Origin of the sequence: Actinomadura sp. NPDC048955, assembly GCF_040649435.1 — a bacterium.
GTDB classification, from domain to species: Bacteria; Actinomycetota; Actinomycetes; order Streptosporangiales; family Streptosporangiaceae; genus Spirillospora; species Spirillospora luteofluorescens.
In genome coordinates, this window is the sequence record NZ_JBEZJI010000041.1 from 43,168 (window position 1) to 59,131 (window position 15,964).

Here is a 15,964-nt window from a genome sequence, read left to right on the forward strand (position 1 = left end):
TCCAATGGTCATGATGTTCACCGGACTCCTTTAATTGCCCCGCATATGATCAAAGAGACGTCCGAGCAAGGATTGCAAACGCTTCGAATCGGTGCGTTTGAGCTCCCGTTCACAGACGACGCGATGCGAGGGCCGTCAGCTCAAATGGAGATCTCCTATAAACAAGGATCCGCCCCTGCCCGCCCGGCGCCCGCCGACACCGTCCCCCGCCATTGGATCATCGCCTATTTCCTGGCGACGCTCGCCATGTGGGCCGGGCTGCTGGCCGCGGCGCAGATCCTGCTGCCCGCCCAACTCGCGGCGCTCGACCCGTCCCGCCAGGTCTGGCACCTCGGCCTGATCACCGCCCTCGGCGCCGGCGCCGCCATCGTCTCCTCCCCCGTCGCCGGCGCCCTGTCGGACCGCACCGCCTCGCGCCTGGGGAGGCGGCGGCCCTGGGTGCTCGGCTCCGCCCTGGTCTGCTCCGCGGCCCTGTTCGCGCTGCCGTTCCAGACGTCGGTGGCCGGCGTCGGCGTGTGCTGGGTCCTCGTGCACGGCGCCGCGAACGCGATGTGCGCGGCGCTGTGCGCCGCGATCCCCGACCGCGTCCCGGTGGCCCGGCGCGGCCTGGTCTCCGGCATCGCGGGGCTCGCGATGCCGGTCGGGCTCGTCGTCGGGACGATGCTCGTCTCGGCGATCCCCACCTGGGCCGGTTACGCGCTCATGGGCGGGCTGACGATCACGCTGGCCCTCCCGTACGTCCTGCTCCAGGAGCACTCGCCCGGCCTTGACGGGCGGCTTGACGGGCCCGCCCTCCCGGCCTCCGGACCGCGCCCCCCGCGCCGGTCGCCCAAGGCCTTCGCGGCCGGCCTGTACGTCAGCCCGCGGCGCCACCCCGACTTCGCCTGGACGCTGTCAGGGCGGTTCCTCACCCAGCTGTCGATCTCCCTCGCCACGCTGTACCTGCTCTACTTCCTGCGCGACGAGGTGCGCGTGGACGATCCCGCCGGGGGCGTCGCGCTGCTCAGCCTGCTCTACACCGCGGGGGTCGTCGCCGCGAGCCTCCTCGCAGGGCGCCGATCCGACCGCACGGGACGGCGCAAACCGTTCGTCATCGTCGCCTCCCTCCTCATGGCCGGGTCGCTGACCTGCATGGCGCTGGTCCCCCTCTGGCCGGCGGCGCTGGCGTCGGCGGCCGTCCTCGGCGCCGGGCACGGCGTCTACCTCGCCATCGACCAGGCCCTGGTCACCGAGGTGCTGCCCCGCGACCGGGACCGTGCCAAGGACCTCGGCCTGATCACCGCGGCGGGCAGCGGCGCGGTCGCCGCGGCGCCGCTCGTGGCCGCCGGGACGCTGCTCGCGGGCGGCTTCTCCGCGCTCTTCACGGCCGGCGCCGGCCTCGCCGTCGCCGGCGGCCTGGCCATCCGGCCGGTCAGATCCGTCCGCTGACCTCGTCCGCCGAGACCGCTCACCGATCGAGGGCAGGTGTCCCATCGACGAAACGAGACAGGACGCGAGCCGCCCGGCACCGGCGTTCAGGGTGCTGGGCCGGCTTTCGGTGAGCGCCGGGGGGACCGACGTGCCGCCGCCGAGGTCCCATGTCCTGCAGGGGCTGCTCGGAGCGCTGCTGCTGGCCCAGGGCGAGCCCCTGCGGACCGAGCGGCTCACGCGGCTGGTGTGGGCCGACCGCGCCGAGATGACGAGCCGGGAGTCGGTGCACGTCGGGATCTCCCGGCTGCGCAAGTGGCTCCGGCAGCTCTGCGGGGGCGGGCCGTCGATCGACTACGAGGACGGCTACCGCCTGGCGGTCCCCGGCGACGACCTCGACCTGCACCGCTTCCGGGCGCTGATCGAACGGGCCCGCGCGGTGGAGGACCCGGAGCGTCGCACCGCCGTGCTCGTGTCCGCCCTGCGGCTGCGGCGCGGACCCGTCCTCACGGGGATGGAGTACCTCGACCGCGCCGACGTCCTGCTGCGCTCGGTCGAGCAGCACGTGCGCGAGGCGGTGATGGACCTGGCGTCCGCGGCGCAGCACGTCGGCGACCCCGAGCCCGCGATCGCCGCCGTGCGCGCCCTCGCCGGCGACCTGCCCTTCGACGAGCCGCTGCACGCGGCCCTCATCGACCTGCTCGCCGCCGGCGGGCAGCCCGCCGAGGCGCTGAACGTGTACCGGCGGCTCGGCGAGCGGCTCGCCGACGAGCTCGGCGTCGAGCCGAGCAGCCAGGTCCAGGACGCCTACCTGCGCGTCCTCGACCGCGACCGGCCGTTCGCCGCCCTGCCGGAGCCGGACGCCGTCTCCCGCGCCGCCGTCCCGGTCCCGGCGCAGCTGCCGCCCGGCATCCCCGACTTCACCGGCCGCTCCGACGAGGCGGCGCTCATCGCCGAGAGCCTGACGCGCCCGGCGAACGGGCGGGCCCGGACGGTGGCTGTCACCACGATCGCGGGCATGGGCGGCATCGGCAAGACGGCCCTCGCCGTGCACGTGGCGCACCTGCTCACCGACGCGTTCCCCGACGGCCAGCTCTACGCGAACCTGAACGGCGACGCCGACACCCGGCCCGAGCCTTCGGAGGTCCTCGACCGGTTCCTGCGCGCACTCGGGGTGAGCGGCTCGGGCGTCCCGCCGGCCCCGGCGGAGCGCGCCGCGCTGTTCCGCAGCCGGGTCGCCGGGCGCAGGGTGCTCCTCGTCCTCGACGGGGCCCTCAACGAGGAGCAGGTGCGGCCCCTGTTACCGGGCTCCCCCGGCACGGCCGTGCTCGTCACCAGCCGCAACCGCCTCACCGGGCTGGAGGGCGCGACGCTGCTGGACCTGGAGGTCCTGTCGCCGCCGCAGGCCGTCGACCTGCTCACCCGCGTCATCGGCCCGCGCCGCGTCGCGGCCGAGCCCGAGGGCGCGGTGGAGATCGTGCGGCTGTGCGGGCACATCCCGCTGGCCGTCCGGATCGCCGCGGGGCGGCTGGCCGGGCGCCCGAACTGGACCCTGGCCCACCTCGCCGAGGTGCTGCGCGACGAGCGCGGCCGGCTCGACGAACTGTCGGTCGGCGACCTGGCGGTCCGGGCGAGCTTCCGGATGAGCTACCGGCCGCTGCCGCCCGCGACCCGGCGGGCGTTCCGGATGATCGGGCTGCTGGACGCACCGGACTTCACCCTGTGGACGGTCGCCGCGCTCCTCGGCGTCCCGCTGAACGAGGCCCGCCCGCACCTGGAGCGGCTCATCGACGCCCAGCTCGTCAACGTGGCCGGCACCGACGCCACCGGCGGACTGCGGCACCGCATGCACGAGCTCATCCGGCTGTACGCGCGCGAGTGCGCGGAGGCGGAGGACGCCCCCCGCCAGCGCACCGCCGCCCTCGCCCGGGCCCTCGGGGCCTGGCTGTGGCTCGCCGAGAACGCGGCCGAGCGCATCCCCGGCCCGGCCTACGCCTCCATGCACGGGACCGCGCCGCGCTGGCCCCTCTCCCCCGCCACCGCCGCGCGCCTGCTCGCCGACCCGCTCCAGTGGTTCGCCGCCGAACTGCCGGCGCTGACGGCCGCGGCCCGGCAGGCGTGCGACCTCAAGCTCGACGAGCTGGCCTGGGACCTCGCCGCCTCCCTGGAGAAGTTCTGCGACATCCGGGGGGCCTACGACGACTGGAGGCACACCCACGAGCGGGCGCTGCGGCTCTGCCGGGCGGCGCGCAACAAGCGGGGCGAGGCCGTCCTGCTGCGGGGGCTCCTGGAGGTCATCACCTGGACGTCGGAGGGCCGGACCAAGCCCGCGATGGTGGTGATGCGGGAGACGGCGGAACGGCTACTGCGGCTGTTCACCGAGCTGGGCGACGACCGCGGCATGGCCGACGCCCTCATCCAGATCAGCTGGGGCCTGGTCGCCCAGGGCGCCAAGGAGGAGGCCCTCGCCACGGCGACGCGGGCCCTGCGGCTCGCCGAGCCGTCCGGCTACCTGGGCGGGCAGGCGCGGGCGCTCCAGGTCCAGGCGGTGGCGCACGGCGAGGAGGACCCGCTGCGCGCCCTGCCCTGCCTGGAGCGCGCCCTGGAGATCGCCGAGCGGCTCGGCAACGCCCGGCTCAAGGCCACGGTCGTCCAGTTCCTCGGGGTGGGCCACGCCTTCGCGGGCGACCTCGGCACCGGGCAGGACATGCTCAACCGGTCGATCACGATGGCCCGCGAGCTGGACGACCGCTACCTGGAGACGTTCTCCCTCGTCTACCTCGCGAGGCTGTTCACCGCGATCGGGGACGTGCGGGCCAGGCCCACCGCCGACCTCGCCCTCGCCTATAGCCGGGCGGGCAACTTCGGGCACCACCTCGCCGACGCCCTCGCCGTCCTCGGCGAGCTGAACCTGGCCGCGGGCGACACCGCCGCCGCCGTCGACTGCCTGGAGGAGTCCGTGGACGTCTGGCGCACCCGGGGCTGGCTCCCGTTCCTCGCGCGGACGCTGCGCCGCCTCGGCGACGCCTACGCCGCCGCGGGCGACCACGACGCCGCCGCGGCCGTGCGGGCGGAGGCCGACGACCTGACGGGAAAAGTTTCCCATTAAACCAGTAGGCAATAACGACAAAGGGGGCGCGGCGCCGGTTAGCGTCCGGTAAGGGCCGCGGTTATAGCGTCGAAGACGCATTGCACCCCCGCCCGCAGGCAATGCCGAAGTTGGTGATACGCACACCGATCGAACGAGGGTACGCATGCACCTTTCGGTACATGATCAAAAGCAGGTCGTACATCTGCTCGCGACGGCCCGGCACGAGATCCTCTCGCTCGTCCCGGCATGGCCGGCCCCACTGCGGAACGCCTACCTGCGCCGCCGCACCACCACCCGCCCCCGCTCCCGCATCGTCGTCTCCCGCTCCTGCCGCCTCCAGGCGGCCACCGGGCAGGGACCGTCCGAGATCCGGCTCGGCGGCACCCTGCCGGCCTTCCTCCTCGTGGTCGACCGCCGCACCGCCCTGGTCAGGCGCAACGGCCCCTACCTCGCTCCCGCGATCGTCCAGCCCGCCGAGATCGACCGGCTGGTCGCCCTCTTCGAGAGCCACTGGGAGCAGGCGTTCCCCATCGCCCCCGTCCAGGCGCGGCCGATGAGCGAACTCCAGCTCAACGTCCTGCGCAAACTGGCCGCGGGCATGACCGACCAGGCGGCCGCCAACGCCCTGAAGATCTCGCCGCGCACCGTCCAGCGCCAGGTGCACGACGCGATGCAGCAGCTCGGCGCGCGCAGCCGCCTGGAACTCGGCATCTGCCTGGCCGCGACCGACCTGGTCTGACCCGGCACCCGCCCCGGCGCCTCCCTGAGCGCCGGGTCAGTGCGCGGACTCGAACTTCTGGATCACGTCGGCGGGAATGCGCCCGCGGTCGTTGACCGGAATCCCCGCCGACCTCGCCCACCGGCGGATCTCGGCGCTGCGCTCGCGGCTGCCCGCCGTGCGCGCGGCGCCCCTCGCCGCGACCCGGCGCGCCTTGCGCGCGTGCTCCCGGTAAGGCTCGATGACCTTGCGCAGTTTGGCGGCGTTCTTCTTGTTCAGGTCGATCTCATAGGACTTACCGTCCAGCGAGAACGACACGGTTTCCACCGCATCCCCGCCGCTGATGTCGTCGACCAGGTGAACCTTGACCTGCTGCGCCATGAATTGCCTTCCCCCTCGTACGGTGACGAATGACGGTCCCGCGTTCATACTAGGCCGCCGGGCAACAGGCCAGGTCACCGAAACTGCAATTCGAACCCTCCCTTGGGGTATTTATTGCAGGTGTGTTTATTGCAGTGCTCTCCTCCTTCGGGCCTGGCGGCCCTGCTGTGTTGATTGCAGTGCCCTCCTCCTTCGGGCCTGGCGGCCCTCCATCGTCGGGCACTGCTTGCGATCGCTGGCATCGCTCCGTCTCGCCTTGGCGGCTCGCTGCGCGATCAGATTTTTGCTTCGCTCGAATCTGCCTTCGGACGCGATCGCGGGTCCCCCAGGTCGTCGCGTGGTCGCGGTGCGGGCTGAGGTCGGCGCGTGAGGGGGTGCGGGCTTCGGCTACGGGTTTCAGAGATTGGCGGGGAAGTTACTGCGGAAGGTGTTGTGCGGGTCGTGGCGGGTCTTGATACGGCGGAGGCGGGCCAGCGCCTCCGGAGTGAATGCGTTCGCGGCGGTCTCGTCGGGGTTGAGGAACGTGAAGGGCTTGCGGCCGCTGATAGGGAGCGCGCCGGCGAAGGCGCTCTGCTTTCCCGCGACTGCATCGGCGGTCGCCGGGGTCGTCGGGATGCCGAACATGTACAGCGCGTACGGCTCGGTTAGCGGGCCGTGCGGACTGTCGGACCGGCGAGCGAAAGCGCCCTCCAGATGCCGAATCTGCACGCTCAGCAATGGGGCTATGGGATCGGCCAGCAGTGCCTTGGCCGCGCCGTCGTCCAGATCCGTGAGCAGTTCGGCCCGCGAGAGGCCGGCGCCGGGGTCGGTGGGCTCGGCCGTGATGGCGCCCAGCTCGGAGACAGGCATGGTCGCCCTGCCGTCGGACAGCGGCCGGGCGAGCCGGTCCAGGGGACGCAGCAGGTCGCGCGCCTCGTCCGCCGTGCCCAGATGGGTGACGTCCACCGCGACCATCGGATCGGCGCCGGGGAAGTGCAGCAGGTCCAGCCAGACGGTCAGCTCGTCCGGGGCGGCGGCGGTGATCTGCCGGTAGGCGTCCATCACCTCGGGCGCGTGCTCGGCCGTCCACAGCATCCGCCCGCCGTACAGGTGCGGCGCCGGGTGCAGCGCCAGGTCGAGCGACGTCACGACGGCGACGTCGCCGCCCCCGCCGCGCAGCGCCCAGAACAGCTCGGGGTCGGTGTCCGCGTCAACGCGCCTGCGGCGTCCCTCGCCGTCGACGATCTCGAAGGCGGTGACGCTGTCGGCGACCCACCCGTGGGCGCGGCCGAACCAGCTCAGCCCGCCGCCGAGCGCGACCCCGGCGATGCTGACCACGGGCGAGCTCCCGGGCAGCCCCGTCAGGCCGTGCGGCGCGGCCGCCGCCTGGAGCCGCCCCGACGCGACGCCGGCGCCGACCCGGGCCCGGCGCGCCACCGGGTCGACCTCCAGGCCGTCCAGCCGCCGGGTCCGCAGGAGGATCGCGCCCCCGGTGCGGCCCGTCGCGCCGTGCCCGTTGGGCTGCGTGGCGACCCCCACCCCGGCGGAACGGGCGTAGCGGACGAGCGCGGCGACGTCATCGGCGTCGGCGGCCTCGACGACCGCCTCCACCGGCTGCTCCACGGCCAGGTTCCAGGGCCGCCGCGCGGCGTCGAAACCGGCGTCGCCGGGCAGCAGCACCCGACCACGGACAGCGGCACGCAAGTCGTTCATCATTCCTCCGAAGCAGCAGGTAGATCAGGCTCTGCACCTGAATCTAGAGGTGGAAGAGACCGGCGGTAGGGTGCAATCCGATGACGGAAAACTGGGTCAATCTGGCAGCGCGGATCGGCGCCGACCTCCACCTGGACCTGCCGGACGTCGGCGGGCGCCGGGCGGCGCTGACACGCGCGCTGCGCGAGGCGGTCCGCTCCGGGCGGCTGGCCCCGGGAACCCGGCTGCCGCCCTACCGCTCGCTGGCCGCCGACCTGGGCCTGGCCCGCAACACCGTCGCCGACGCCTACGCGGAACTCGTCGCCGAGGGCTGGCTGACCGCCCGGCAGGGCTCCGGGACGCGCGTCGCGCTGGGCGCGCAGCAGCCGCCCCCGGCACGCTCCACGCCGCGTCCCAGCGCGGACCCTTCACCCCGAGCGGTGCACGACCTGCGGCAGGGCCAGCCGGACGCCGCGTCCTTTCCGCGCGCCGCCTGGCTGGCGTCGGCGCGCCGGGCGGTCACCGCGGCACCGAGCGAGGCCTTCGGGCCCGGCGACCCGCGCGGGCGTCCCGAGTTGCGCCGCGCGCTCGCCGCGTACCTGGCCCGCACGCGCGGCGTGCGGACCGACGCCGACCACATCGTGGTCTGCTCCGGCTTCGCGCATGCCCTGCGCCTCCTGTTCGGCGGCGGGGTGCTGCACGGTCCCCTGGCGGTCGAGGGATACGGCCTGCCCTTTCACCGGGCCCTTCTGAAGCAGACCAGTACGCGCACCCGTCCACTCACCGTCGACGGCGACGGAGCCCGGATCGACGAGCTTTCCAAAACCGACCGCACCGTACTGCTGACGCCCGCGCACCAGTTCCCCACGGGCGGTCCGCTGCATTCGCGCAGGCGCACGTCAGTCGTGGAATGGGCCACCGCATCGGACGGGCTCATCATCGAAGACGACTACGACGGCGAATTCCGCTACGACCGCCAGCCGGTGGGCGCGGTGCAGGGCCTGGCCCCCGACCGGGTCCTGTACATCGGGTCCGCCAGCAAGAGCCTGTCCCCCGCCATCCGGCTCGGCTGGATGGTCCTGCCCGGCCACCTGGTGGACGACGTCCTCACGGCCAAGGGCGAACGCGAGGCCTGGGCGGGCGTGACCGACCAGCTGACCCTTGCCGACTTCCTCGACTCCGGCTCCTACGACCGCCACGTCCGCCGCATGCGCCAGCGCTACCGCGCCCGCCGCGACCGCTTCGTCACCGCACTGGCCGAGCACGCGCCCCACGTCCACACGACGGGGGTCGCCGCCGGCCTGCACGCCGTCCTGCGCCTACCGCCCGGCACCGAGCCCGCCACCCTGCAAGCCGCCACCCGTGCGGGAGTGGCGGTCGACGCCCTGTCGACGTTCCGCCACCCCGCCGCACGCCTCCCGCCCCAGGACGGCCTGGTGGTCGGCTACGCGACACCCCCGAACCACGCCTTCGAGGCGGCGGTGCAAGCACTCGTGGGGGTCCTCCAGCAGCCCGAGGTCAGCCGCCGAAGAGGGGCAGGATCGCTCTGACCGTCTCCACCACGCCGTAGATCAGCGGGACGCCGACGATGGACCAGGAGACGACGAGACGCGGCACGGCCCTGTCGGGGGCCGCGGACGGGCTCTCGTCCGGCGTTGACGCCATGGCGCTCCTCCTTCGCTGTGGATCAGGTGGCGGGGCTGGGGTCGGTCACGCGGGGTCCGGCGTCCGCCACGTGGTGCCGTTCCGCCACCGGGCGGATGAGCAGGTTCGCGGCGAAGCCGACGGCGAGGACGCCGACCATGGTGAACAGGGCGGGCCGGTAGTCGGCGGCCACCAGCGCGCCCGGCTCGCCGCGGGCGTCCAGGAACCGGTTCACGATCAGCGGCCCGGCGATGCCCGCCGCCGACCAGGCGGTCAGCAGGCGGCCGTGGATGGCGCCGACCTGGTGGGTGCCGAACAGGTCGCGCAGGTAGGCGGGGACGGTGGCGAACCCGCCGCCGTAGAAGGAGATGATCAGCGCGGCGAGGGCGACGAAGAACGCGGTCGAGGCGTCCCCGAAGAGCGCGAGCAGGACGTAGGCGGCCATGCCGACGCCGAGGTAGCCCACGTAGGTGGGTTTGCGGCCGACGAAGTCCGAGGTCGAGGACCAGACGAACCGCCCGGCCATGTTGAACATCGACAGCAGCCCGACGAACCCGGCGGCCTCGGTCGCCGACACCGAGGTCGAGCCGCCGGAGCGGAAGAAGTCGCCGATCATGGGGCCGGCCTGCTCCAGGATCCCGATCCCGGCGGTGACGTTGCAGAACAGCACCGTCCACAGCAGCCAGAACTGCGGCGTCCTGATCGCCGACGCCGCCGAGACGCCGCGCGGCGCGGCGGTCCGTTCCGCCGCGGGGGCGGATCCTGCGGGCCGCCATCCCGGCGGCGGGACCCGCACGGTGAACACGCCGAGCATCATCACCAGGAAGTAGGCGACGCCCAGCGTGACGAACAGCAGGGCGACGGCGGACCCGGACGCGGGGTCGCCGTCCGGGTCGTACAGCGCGAGCAACCGTCGCGACAGCGGCGAGGCGACCAGCGCGCCCCCGCCGAAGCCCATGATGGCCATGCCGGTCGCCAGGCCCGGCCGGTCGGGAAACCATTTGATCAAGGTCGAGACCGGCGAGATGTACCCGATGCCGAGGCCGATGCCTCCGATGAACCCGTAGCCGAGGTAGACCAGCCAGAGCTGCCCGGCGGCGATGCCGAGCGCGCCGACCAGGAACCCCGACGCCCAGAAGCAGGCGGCGGTGAACATCGCCCGGCGCGGCCCGGCGCGGTCGACCCACGTCCCCATCACGGCCGCCGACGCGCCCAGCATCACGATCGCGATGGAGAAGACGACACCGACCGCGGTGAGGCTGGCGTCGAAATGCGCGACGAGCGCGGTCTTGTAGACGCTGGTGGCGTACGCCTGCCCGATGCAGAGGTGCACGGCGAGCGCGGCGGGTGGAATCAGCCAGCGGTTGTAGCCCGGTTTAGCGACGGTGTGCCGCAGGTCGAGGAAGGAGAGCGCCACAGCGGGCCTCCGGTTCGGGAGCGTATCCGGACAGGTACTGCACCCCCGACACCGACGACCATAAACACAAACGTGCTACATGAACACCCCTCCACACCACCAACCTGTCAACCAACCCCCACCCCAAGCCCCAAACCCCCGACCACCCCCCACCCACCTGCAAGAATCCAAACCCCCGGAGGCCCGCTCAAGCGAAGCAAGACCCCGACCGAGCACCAAGCCGAAGCGATGCCAGCGATCGTGTTCCGACTCACCGACACCTGCCCACCCGCCGCAACCCACTACTCCAACAACCCCCGCCACCACAGCAACCCCGCAGCAACCTGAGGGCCGCGATCGCGTCCGAAGGCAGGTTCGAGCGAAGCAAGAACCTGATCGCGCAGCGAGCCGCCAGGCGAGCCGAAGCGATGCCAGCGATCGCAAGCAGTACCCGACGATGGAGGGCCCCCAGGGCCCGAAGGAGGAGGGCACTGCCATGAACACAGCCAGCGATCGCGTCCGAAGGCAGATTCGAGCTTGCGAGAATCTGATCGCGCAGCGAGCCGCAAGGCGAGTCGGAGCGATGCCAGCGATCGCCCGCTTTATCGACGATGGAGGGCCTTCAAGGCCCGAAGGAGGAGAAAAAGCAATTGAAAAGAGGCAGGCCGGGGTATGACCAGGCGACGGTTTTGCGGCGGGCCATTGAGCTCTTCAATCGGCGGGGTTACGAGGGGACCAGTATGGGGGACCTCGCGGAGGAGCTCGGGTTCAGTAAGTCGGCGATTTACCATCATGTGCCGAGCAAGTCGTATCTGTTGGCGCTGGCTCTCGATGAGGCGCTCGATGAGTTGACGGCGGTGATCCGTGAGGCGCAGGAGGGGGTGGGGGGTAGTGCGTACGAGCGGCTGCGGTCGGTGGTGCGGGAGAGTGTGCGGGTGCTGGTGGCTCATCAGCCGGCGGTGACGCTGTTGCTGCGGGTGCGGGGCAACAGTGAGGTGGAGCTTGAGGCGTTGCGGCGGCGGCGGTGGATCGATGCGCGGTTGGCGGAGTTGGTGCGGGCGGCGGCCGCGGAGGGGGCGGTGCGCGGTGATGTGCCGCCGGAGCTGGTGAGCCGGCTGCTGTTCGGCATGGTGAATTCGCTGGTGGAGTGGTATCGGCCGGGTGGCGAGGTGAGCGCCGACGACCTGTCCGACGCCATCACCGCGATCGCGTTCGACGGGCTGGCGGCGCCGCCGTCCTGACGGGGTCAGGCGTCGAAGTCGACGGTGACGGCGGCGGTGACGGGGTGGGATTGGCAGGTGAGCACGAATCCGGCGGCGACTTCGGAGGGTTCCAGGGCGTAGTTGCGGACCATGTCGACTTCGCCTTCGGTGACGCGGGCGCGGCAGGTGCCGCAGACGCCGCCTTTGCAGGCGAACGGCAGGTCGGCGCGGGTGGCCTGGGCCGAGTCGAGGATGCGCTGGTCGCGCGGCATCGGGGAGGTGCTGGACCGGCCGTCCAGGACGACGGTGACGTCGCTGGTCTCGCCGGTGGCGGCGGGGGCGTCGCGCCGTACTTCGGGGGGCGGTTCGTCGACGTAGAACAGCTCGACGTGCACCTTGTCGCGGGGGACGCCGAGTTCGGCGAGGACGTCGCGGGCGCCGGTGACCATGGGGAGGGGACCGCACAGCCAGACGTGGTCGATGTCGTCGACGGGGGTGACGGCGCTCAGCAGGCGGCGCAGGCGGCCGGCGTCGAGGCGGCCGGAGAACAGTTCGACGTCGCGGGGTTCGCGGCTGAGGACGTGGACGAGCTGGAACCGGGGGCCGTAGCGGTTCTTGAGGTCGCCGAGCTCTTCGGCGAACATCACGGTCCCGCTCGTGCGGTTGCCGTACAGCAGCCGCACCTCGGTGCCGGGGTTGGCGAGGACGGTGGCGGCGATCGAGATCATCGGGGTGATGCCGGAGCCCGCGGCGATCAGCAGGTGGCGTCCGGGTTCGGCGGGGTCGGCGCGCAGGCTGCCGGACGGGACCTGGACGTCGATCTCGGTGCCCGGGCGGACCTCCCGGACGAGCCAGGAGGAGAACAGGCCTTCGGGGATCTCGCGGACGCCGATGCGGGGGCGGGCGCCGGCCGGGGCGCAGATCGAGTAGGACCGGCGGTGCTCCCGCCCGTCGATGGTCCTGCGCAGCGTGAGGCTCTGGCCGGCGGCGAACGCGTAGTCGGCGGCGAGTTCGGGCGGGACGTCGAAGGTCACCGCCGCGGAGTCGTCGGTGAGCCGGTCGACGGCGGCGACCTTCAGTGGGTGGAATGTCGCTGGCGCCACCGCTAGATCTCCTTCACGTGTTCGAACGGCTCGAGGCAGCCGGTGCAGCGGTACAGCGCCTTGCAGGAGGTGGAGCCGAACTCCGAGGTCAGTTCGACCGACGCGGATCCGCATCGGGGGCAGCGCAGGCTCCGGCGGGTGGGCGCCAGGGTGAGCGCGACGGGCCCGGCGGGCGCGGGGGCGGGGCCGGGTGGTGAGATCCCGGCGGCGGCGAGGGCGGCCCGGCCGCGCTCGCTGATCCAGTCGCTGGACCAGGGCGGGGACAGTTCGATCTCGACGCGCACGTCGGCGTATCCGGCTTCGGTGAGCCGGTGGACGAGGTCGTCGCGCATGGTGGCGAGCGCGGGGCAGCCCGAGTACGTCGGGGTGATCGCGACGGTGACGGCGGAGCCGTGCTCCTCGACGCGGCGCAGCACGCCGAGGTCGTCCAGGGTCAGCATCGGCATTTCCGGGTCCCGGACGGACGCGGCGACGGCGCGGGCGGTGCCGGGCACGGCGGTCACCACCGTCCCAGCGGGTGGGCGCGGGCGACGACCTGCGTCTCGGCGAGCATGCGGCTCAGCGCTTCGGTGTGGACGCCGTCGCGTCCGCCGCGCCCGCCGAGCAGCCCGGTCTGCGGGACCTCGGGCCGTTCGACGCCGCTCGCGGTGAAGACCTGCGCGAGCACGGCGGCGGCGTCGTCGGCGGTCGATGCCGGGTCGACGGCGACGCCCGCTTCGGCGAGCGCCCGCTCCACCGGATGGGTGCGGAACAGTTCGTCGTGGTGCCGCCACACTTCGTCGAGCCCTGCGAGGACGCGGCGGCGCGACTCCTCGGTGCCCTGGGCGAGGGTGAGGAACCAGCGGCCGGCGAAGTCGCGGTGGTAGGCCAGTTCCTTGACGCCCTTGGCGGCGACGGCGGCGAGGACGGCGTCGCGGCTGCCGGTGAGCCGCTCGAACAGCGCCAGCCGGGCGGTCGCGAACACCAGGACGCGGGCCATGGTGTGCCCGAAGTCGCCGTTGGGCAGTTCGGCGAGGCGCACGTTGCGGTAGGCGCCCGCGTCCCGGAAGAAGGCGAGCGCGTCCTCGGCGGGGACCGGCGACCCCTCCGGCAGCGCCGGGACGGTGGACGGGTCGGCGGTGGCGGCGCGGGCGAGCAGGAGCCGCGCCTGGCCGAGCAGGTCCAGCGCGATGTTGGCGAGGGCGATGTCCTCTTCGAGGTCGGGCGCGTTGCTGCACCATTCGGAGAGCCGGTGCGACAGGACGAGGGCGTCGTCGGCGAGCATCAGGCAGTACGTCGCGAGGGCGTGCGGGTCGACGCCGTCCGGGACGGTCGTGTCGACGCCGGCCAGCGGGTCTTCGAAGTCGGTGCCGAACGCCCACTGGGAGCTGTCGCCGTCCAGGAGCCCGTCGTACACCGAGCCGTGCTGGTTTTCCATGGCGGCCTTCACATGTGGGGGACGTTCTCGGGGATGTCGTAGAACGTCGGGTGCCGGTAGACCTTGTCGCCGCTGGGGGCGAAGAGCGGGTCCTTCTCGTCCGGGCTGGAGGCGGTGATGGCGTCCGACCTCACCACCCAGATGCTGACGCCCTCGTTGCGGCGCGTGTACACGTCGCGCGCGTGCCGGACGGCCATCTCGTCGTCGGGGGCGTGCAGCGACCCGACGTGCACGTGGTTGAGGCCGCGCTTGCCGCGCACGAACACCTCGTAGAGGGGCCATTCGCTCATGCTCCGGCTCCTTCCTCGCTTCGGGCCGCCTGCTTGCGCGCGAAGGCGGTGGCGGCTTCGCGGACCCAGGCGCCGTCCTCGTGGGCGCGGCGGCGGTGCGCCAGCCGCTGGGCGTTGCAGGGGCCCTCGCCCTTGATGACGGCGGACAGCTCCGACCAGTCGGGCTCGCCGAAGTCGTGGGCCTGGCGTTCCTCGTTCCAGCGCAGGCCGGGGTCGGGGAGTGTGACGCCGAGGGCCTCGGCCTGCGGGACGGTCATGTCGACGAAGCGCTGGCGCAGCTCGTCGTTGCTGTTGCGTTTGATGCCCCACGCCATGGACCGCTCGGAGTTCGGCGAGTTCGCGTCGGGCGGGCCGAACATCATCAGCGAGGGCCACCAGAACCGGTCCACCGACTCCTGCACCATGCGGCGCTGGTCGTCGGTGCCCCGCATCATCGTCATCAGCAGCTCGTAGCCCTGCCGCTGGTGGAACGACTCCTCCTTGCAGATGCGGATCATCGCGCGGCCGTAGGGGCCGTAGGACGTCCGGCACAGCGGGACCTGGTTGCAGATCGCCGCGCCGTCCACCAGCCATCCGATCGTGCCGACGTCGGCGTAGGAGAGCGTGGGGTAGTTGAAGATCGAGGAGTACTTCTGCCGGCCGGTGAGGAGCATCTCCGTCAGCTCGGCGCGGGACACGCCGAGGGTCTCGCACGCCGAGTACAGGTACAGGCCGTGCCCGGCCTCGTCCTGGACCTTGGCCAGCAGGATCGCCTTGCGGCGCAGCGAGGGGGCGCGGGTGATCCAGTTGCCCTCGGGCTGCATCCCGATGATCTCGGAGTGGGCGTGCTGGGCGATCTGGCGGACCAGCGTCCTGCGGTAGGCGTCGGGCATCCAGTCGCGCGGCTCGATCCGGTCGTGGCGCGCGATCGTCGCCTCGAAATGCTCGGCGGGCGCCGGCTGGGGCGCGGCCTGCGGCGTCGTCATGGGCTCCTCCCGCCGGGGTCCCGGCTGGACTCGGTCTATTTACTGACCGATCGGTCTGTATTCAGGGTGACACAGGCCGCGCGAGCGTGCAAGAAGGGCGGAACGCCCTGCCCACGGGCCCGCCGGGGCCTCAGTCGTCCCACGTCTCCCACTGCGCTCCCCCGCCCCGCGCCTCGTCGAAGACCAGCCAGGTGCGGGTCGCCCGGACGCCGGGGATGTCCTGGATGCGCTCCAGCACCACGTGCCGGAGCTCCTCGTTGTCCGGGGCCCTGACCAGGGCCAGGACGTCGTAGTCACCACCGACCATCGCGAAGTGCTCGACGTAGGGGGTGTCCTGGAGCCGGGCGGAGACCGAGCGCCAGGAGTTCTGCTCGATCGTGACCGAGACGTAGGCGCTGGTGCCGAGGCCGGCCTTGTGCGGGGCGAGCTCGGCGGTGAAGCCGGTGATGACGCCCTCGTCCATGAGACGGGTGAGCCGCGCGTAGGCGTTGGCGCGCGAGACGTGCACGCGCTCGGCCAGCGCCCGCACCGAGAGCCGCCCGTCGCGCAGCAGCTCGGCGATGATCGCGCGGTCCACGGCGTCCAGCCGTGCGGCAGAACGTCCGGGCCGGACGCCCTCGCCGCCCACGTCCGATGACATTTGGCGCCCCCAAAGCCGCTGAACGAGCTATTTGTCGCT

General features: G+C 72.6%; 15 protein-coding genes. 5 read left to right on the forward strand and 10 right to left on the reverse strand.

Annotated elements, in window-relative coordinates; translation table 11 throughout:
- Nucleotides 1–144: 144 nt before the first annotated feature.
- The 3 genes from AB0C84_RS30950 (at nt 145) to AB0C84_RS30960 (ending at nt 5,237) form a co-directional block, all read left to right on the forward strand.
- On the forward strand, nt 145–1,428 hold the full coding sequence (locus tag AB0C84_RS30950; protein WP_361073461.1) for an MFS transporter: 1,284 nt from the start codon (nt 145–147) through the stop codon (nt 1,426–1,428).
- 130 nt (nt 1,429–1,558) lie between these two features.
- Nucleotides 1,559–4,516 (forward strand): BTAD domain-containing putative transcriptional regulator, encoded by a 2,958-nt coding sequence (locus AB0C84_RS30955; RefSeq protein WP_361073463.1) that lies wholly within the window; start codon nt 1,559–1,561, stop codon nt 4,514–4,516.
- A 145-nt stretch (nt 4,517–4,661) separates the two neighbouring features.
- Nucleotides 4,662–5,237, forward strand: coding sequence for a helix-turn-helix transcriptional regulator (locus AB0C84_RS30960; protein ID WP_179847585.1), 576 nt, complete (start codon nt 4,662–4,664; stop codon nt 5,235–5,237).
- Nucleotides 5,238–5,273: 36 nt separating this feature from the next.
- Here the strand turns inward: AB0C84_RS30960 and AB0C84_RS30965 are convergent, their stop codons facing one another.
- Together AB0C84_RS30965 and AB0C84_RS30970 are read right to left on the reverse strand one after the other, a co-directional pair.
- Nucleotides 5,274–5,597, reverse strand: a complete 324-nt coding sequence (locus tag AB0C84_RS30965) for an Lsr2 family protein (protein ID WP_179847584.1) — start codon at nt 5,595–5,597, stop codon at nt 5,274–5,276.
- 396 nt (nt 5,598–5,993) lie between these two features.
- A complete protein-coding gene (locus AB0C84_RS30970) occupies nt 5,994–7,289 on the reverse strand; it encodes an FAD-binding oxidoreductase (RefSeq protein WP_361073465.1) in 1,296 nt (431 codons plus the stop codon).
- An 80-nt stretch (nt 7,290–7,369) separates the two neighbouring features.
- Between AB0C84_RS30970 and AB0C84_RS30975 the strand changes: the two genes are divergently transcribed.
- On the forward strand, nt 7,370–8,818 hold the full coding sequence (locus AB0C84_RS30975) for a PLP-dependent aminotransferase family protein (RefSeq protein ID WP_361073467.1): 1,449 nt from the start codon (nt 7,370–7,372) through the stop codon (nt 8,816–8,818).
- Here the strand turns inward: AB0C84_RS30975 and AB0C84_RS30980 are convergent.
- Together AB0C84_RS30980 and AB0C84_RS30985 are read right to left on the reverse strand one after the other, a co-directional pair.
- The gene (locus tag AB0C84_RS30980) at nt 8,787–8,933 is read right to left on the reverse strand and encodes a hypothetical protein (RefSeq protein WP_179847581.1); all 147 of its coding nucleotides are present in this window, start codon (nt 8,931–8,933) and stop codon (nt 8,787–8,789) included. The genes AB0C84_RS30975 and AB0C84_RS30980 overlap by 32 nt on opposite strands.
- A 22-nt stretch (nt 8,934–8,955) precedes the next feature.
- Nucleotides 8,956–10,329: an OFA family MFS transporter gene (locus AB0C84_RS30985; RefSeq protein WP_361073469.1), complete on the reverse strand. Its 1,374-nt coding sequence runs from the start codon at nt 10,327–10,329 to the stop codon at nt 8,956–8,958.
- 590 nt (nt 10,330–10,919) lie between these two features.
- Here AB0C84_RS30985 and AB0C84_RS30990 point away from each other — a divergent pair.
- A complete protein-coding gene (locus tag AB0C84_RS30990; RefSeq protein ID WP_361073471.1) occupies nt 10,920–11,549 on the forward strand; it encodes a TetR/AcrR family transcriptional regulator in 630 nt (209 codons plus the stop codon).
- Nucleotides 11,550–11,554: 5 nt separating this feature from the next.
- Here AB0C84_RS30990 and paaE read toward each other — a convergent pair whose 3' ends face one another.
- The 6 genes from paaE to AB0C84_RS31020 all read right to left on the reverse strand — a co-directional run bounded on the left by paaE (nt 11,555) and on the right by AB0C84_RS31020 (nt 15,925).
- Nucleotides 11,555–12,613: a 1,2-phenylacetyl-CoA epoxidase subunit PaaE gene (gene paaE, locus AB0C84_RS30995; protein ID WP_361073473.1), complete on the reverse strand. Its 1,059-nt coding sequence runs from the start codon at nt 12,611–12,613 to the stop codon at nt 11,555–11,557.
- A gap of 2 nt (nt 12,614–12,615) precedes the next feature.
- Nucleotides 12,616–13,116, reverse strand: coding sequence for a 1,2-phenylacetyl-CoA epoxidase subunit PaaD (gene paaD / locus AB0C84_RS31000; RefSeq protein WP_361073475.1), 501 nt, complete (start codon nt 13,114–13,116; stop codon nt 12,616–12,618).
- The gene (gene paaC, locus AB0C84_RS31005) at nt 13,113–14,030 is read right to left on the reverse strand and encodes a 1,2-phenylacetyl-CoA epoxidase subunit PaaC (protein ID WP_361073477.1); all 918 of its coding nucleotides are present in this window, start codon (nt 14,028–14,030) and stop codon (nt 13,113–13,115) included. Before paaC ends, paaD begins: the two co-directional genes overlap by 4 nt.
- A gap of 8 nt (nt 14,031–14,038) precedes the next feature.
- Nucleotides 14,039–14,320 (reverse strand): 1,2-phenylacetyl-CoA epoxidase subunit PaaB, encoded by a 282-nt coding sequence (gene paaB / locus AB0C84_RS31010; protein WP_179847576.1) that lies wholly within the window; start codon nt 14,318–14,320, stop codon nt 14,039–14,041.
- A complete protein-coding gene (paaA, locus tag AB0C84_RS31015) occupies nt 14,317–15,285 on the reverse strand; it encodes a 1,2-phenylacetyl-CoA epoxidase subunit PaaA (RefSeq protein ID WP_361073479.1) in 969 nt (322 codons plus the stop codon). Before paaA ends, paaB begins: the two co-directional genes overlap by 4 nt.
- A gap of 130 nt (nt 15,286–15,415) precedes the next feature.
- The gene (locus tag AB0C84_RS31020) at nt 15,416–15,925 is read right to left on the reverse strand and encodes an Lrp/AsnC family transcriptional regulator (RefSeq protein ID WP_258942281.1); all 510 of its coding nucleotides are present in this window, start codon (nt 15,923–15,925) and stop codon (nt 15,416–15,418) included.
- Between the last annotated feature and the right edge of the window lie 39 nt (nt 15,926–15,964).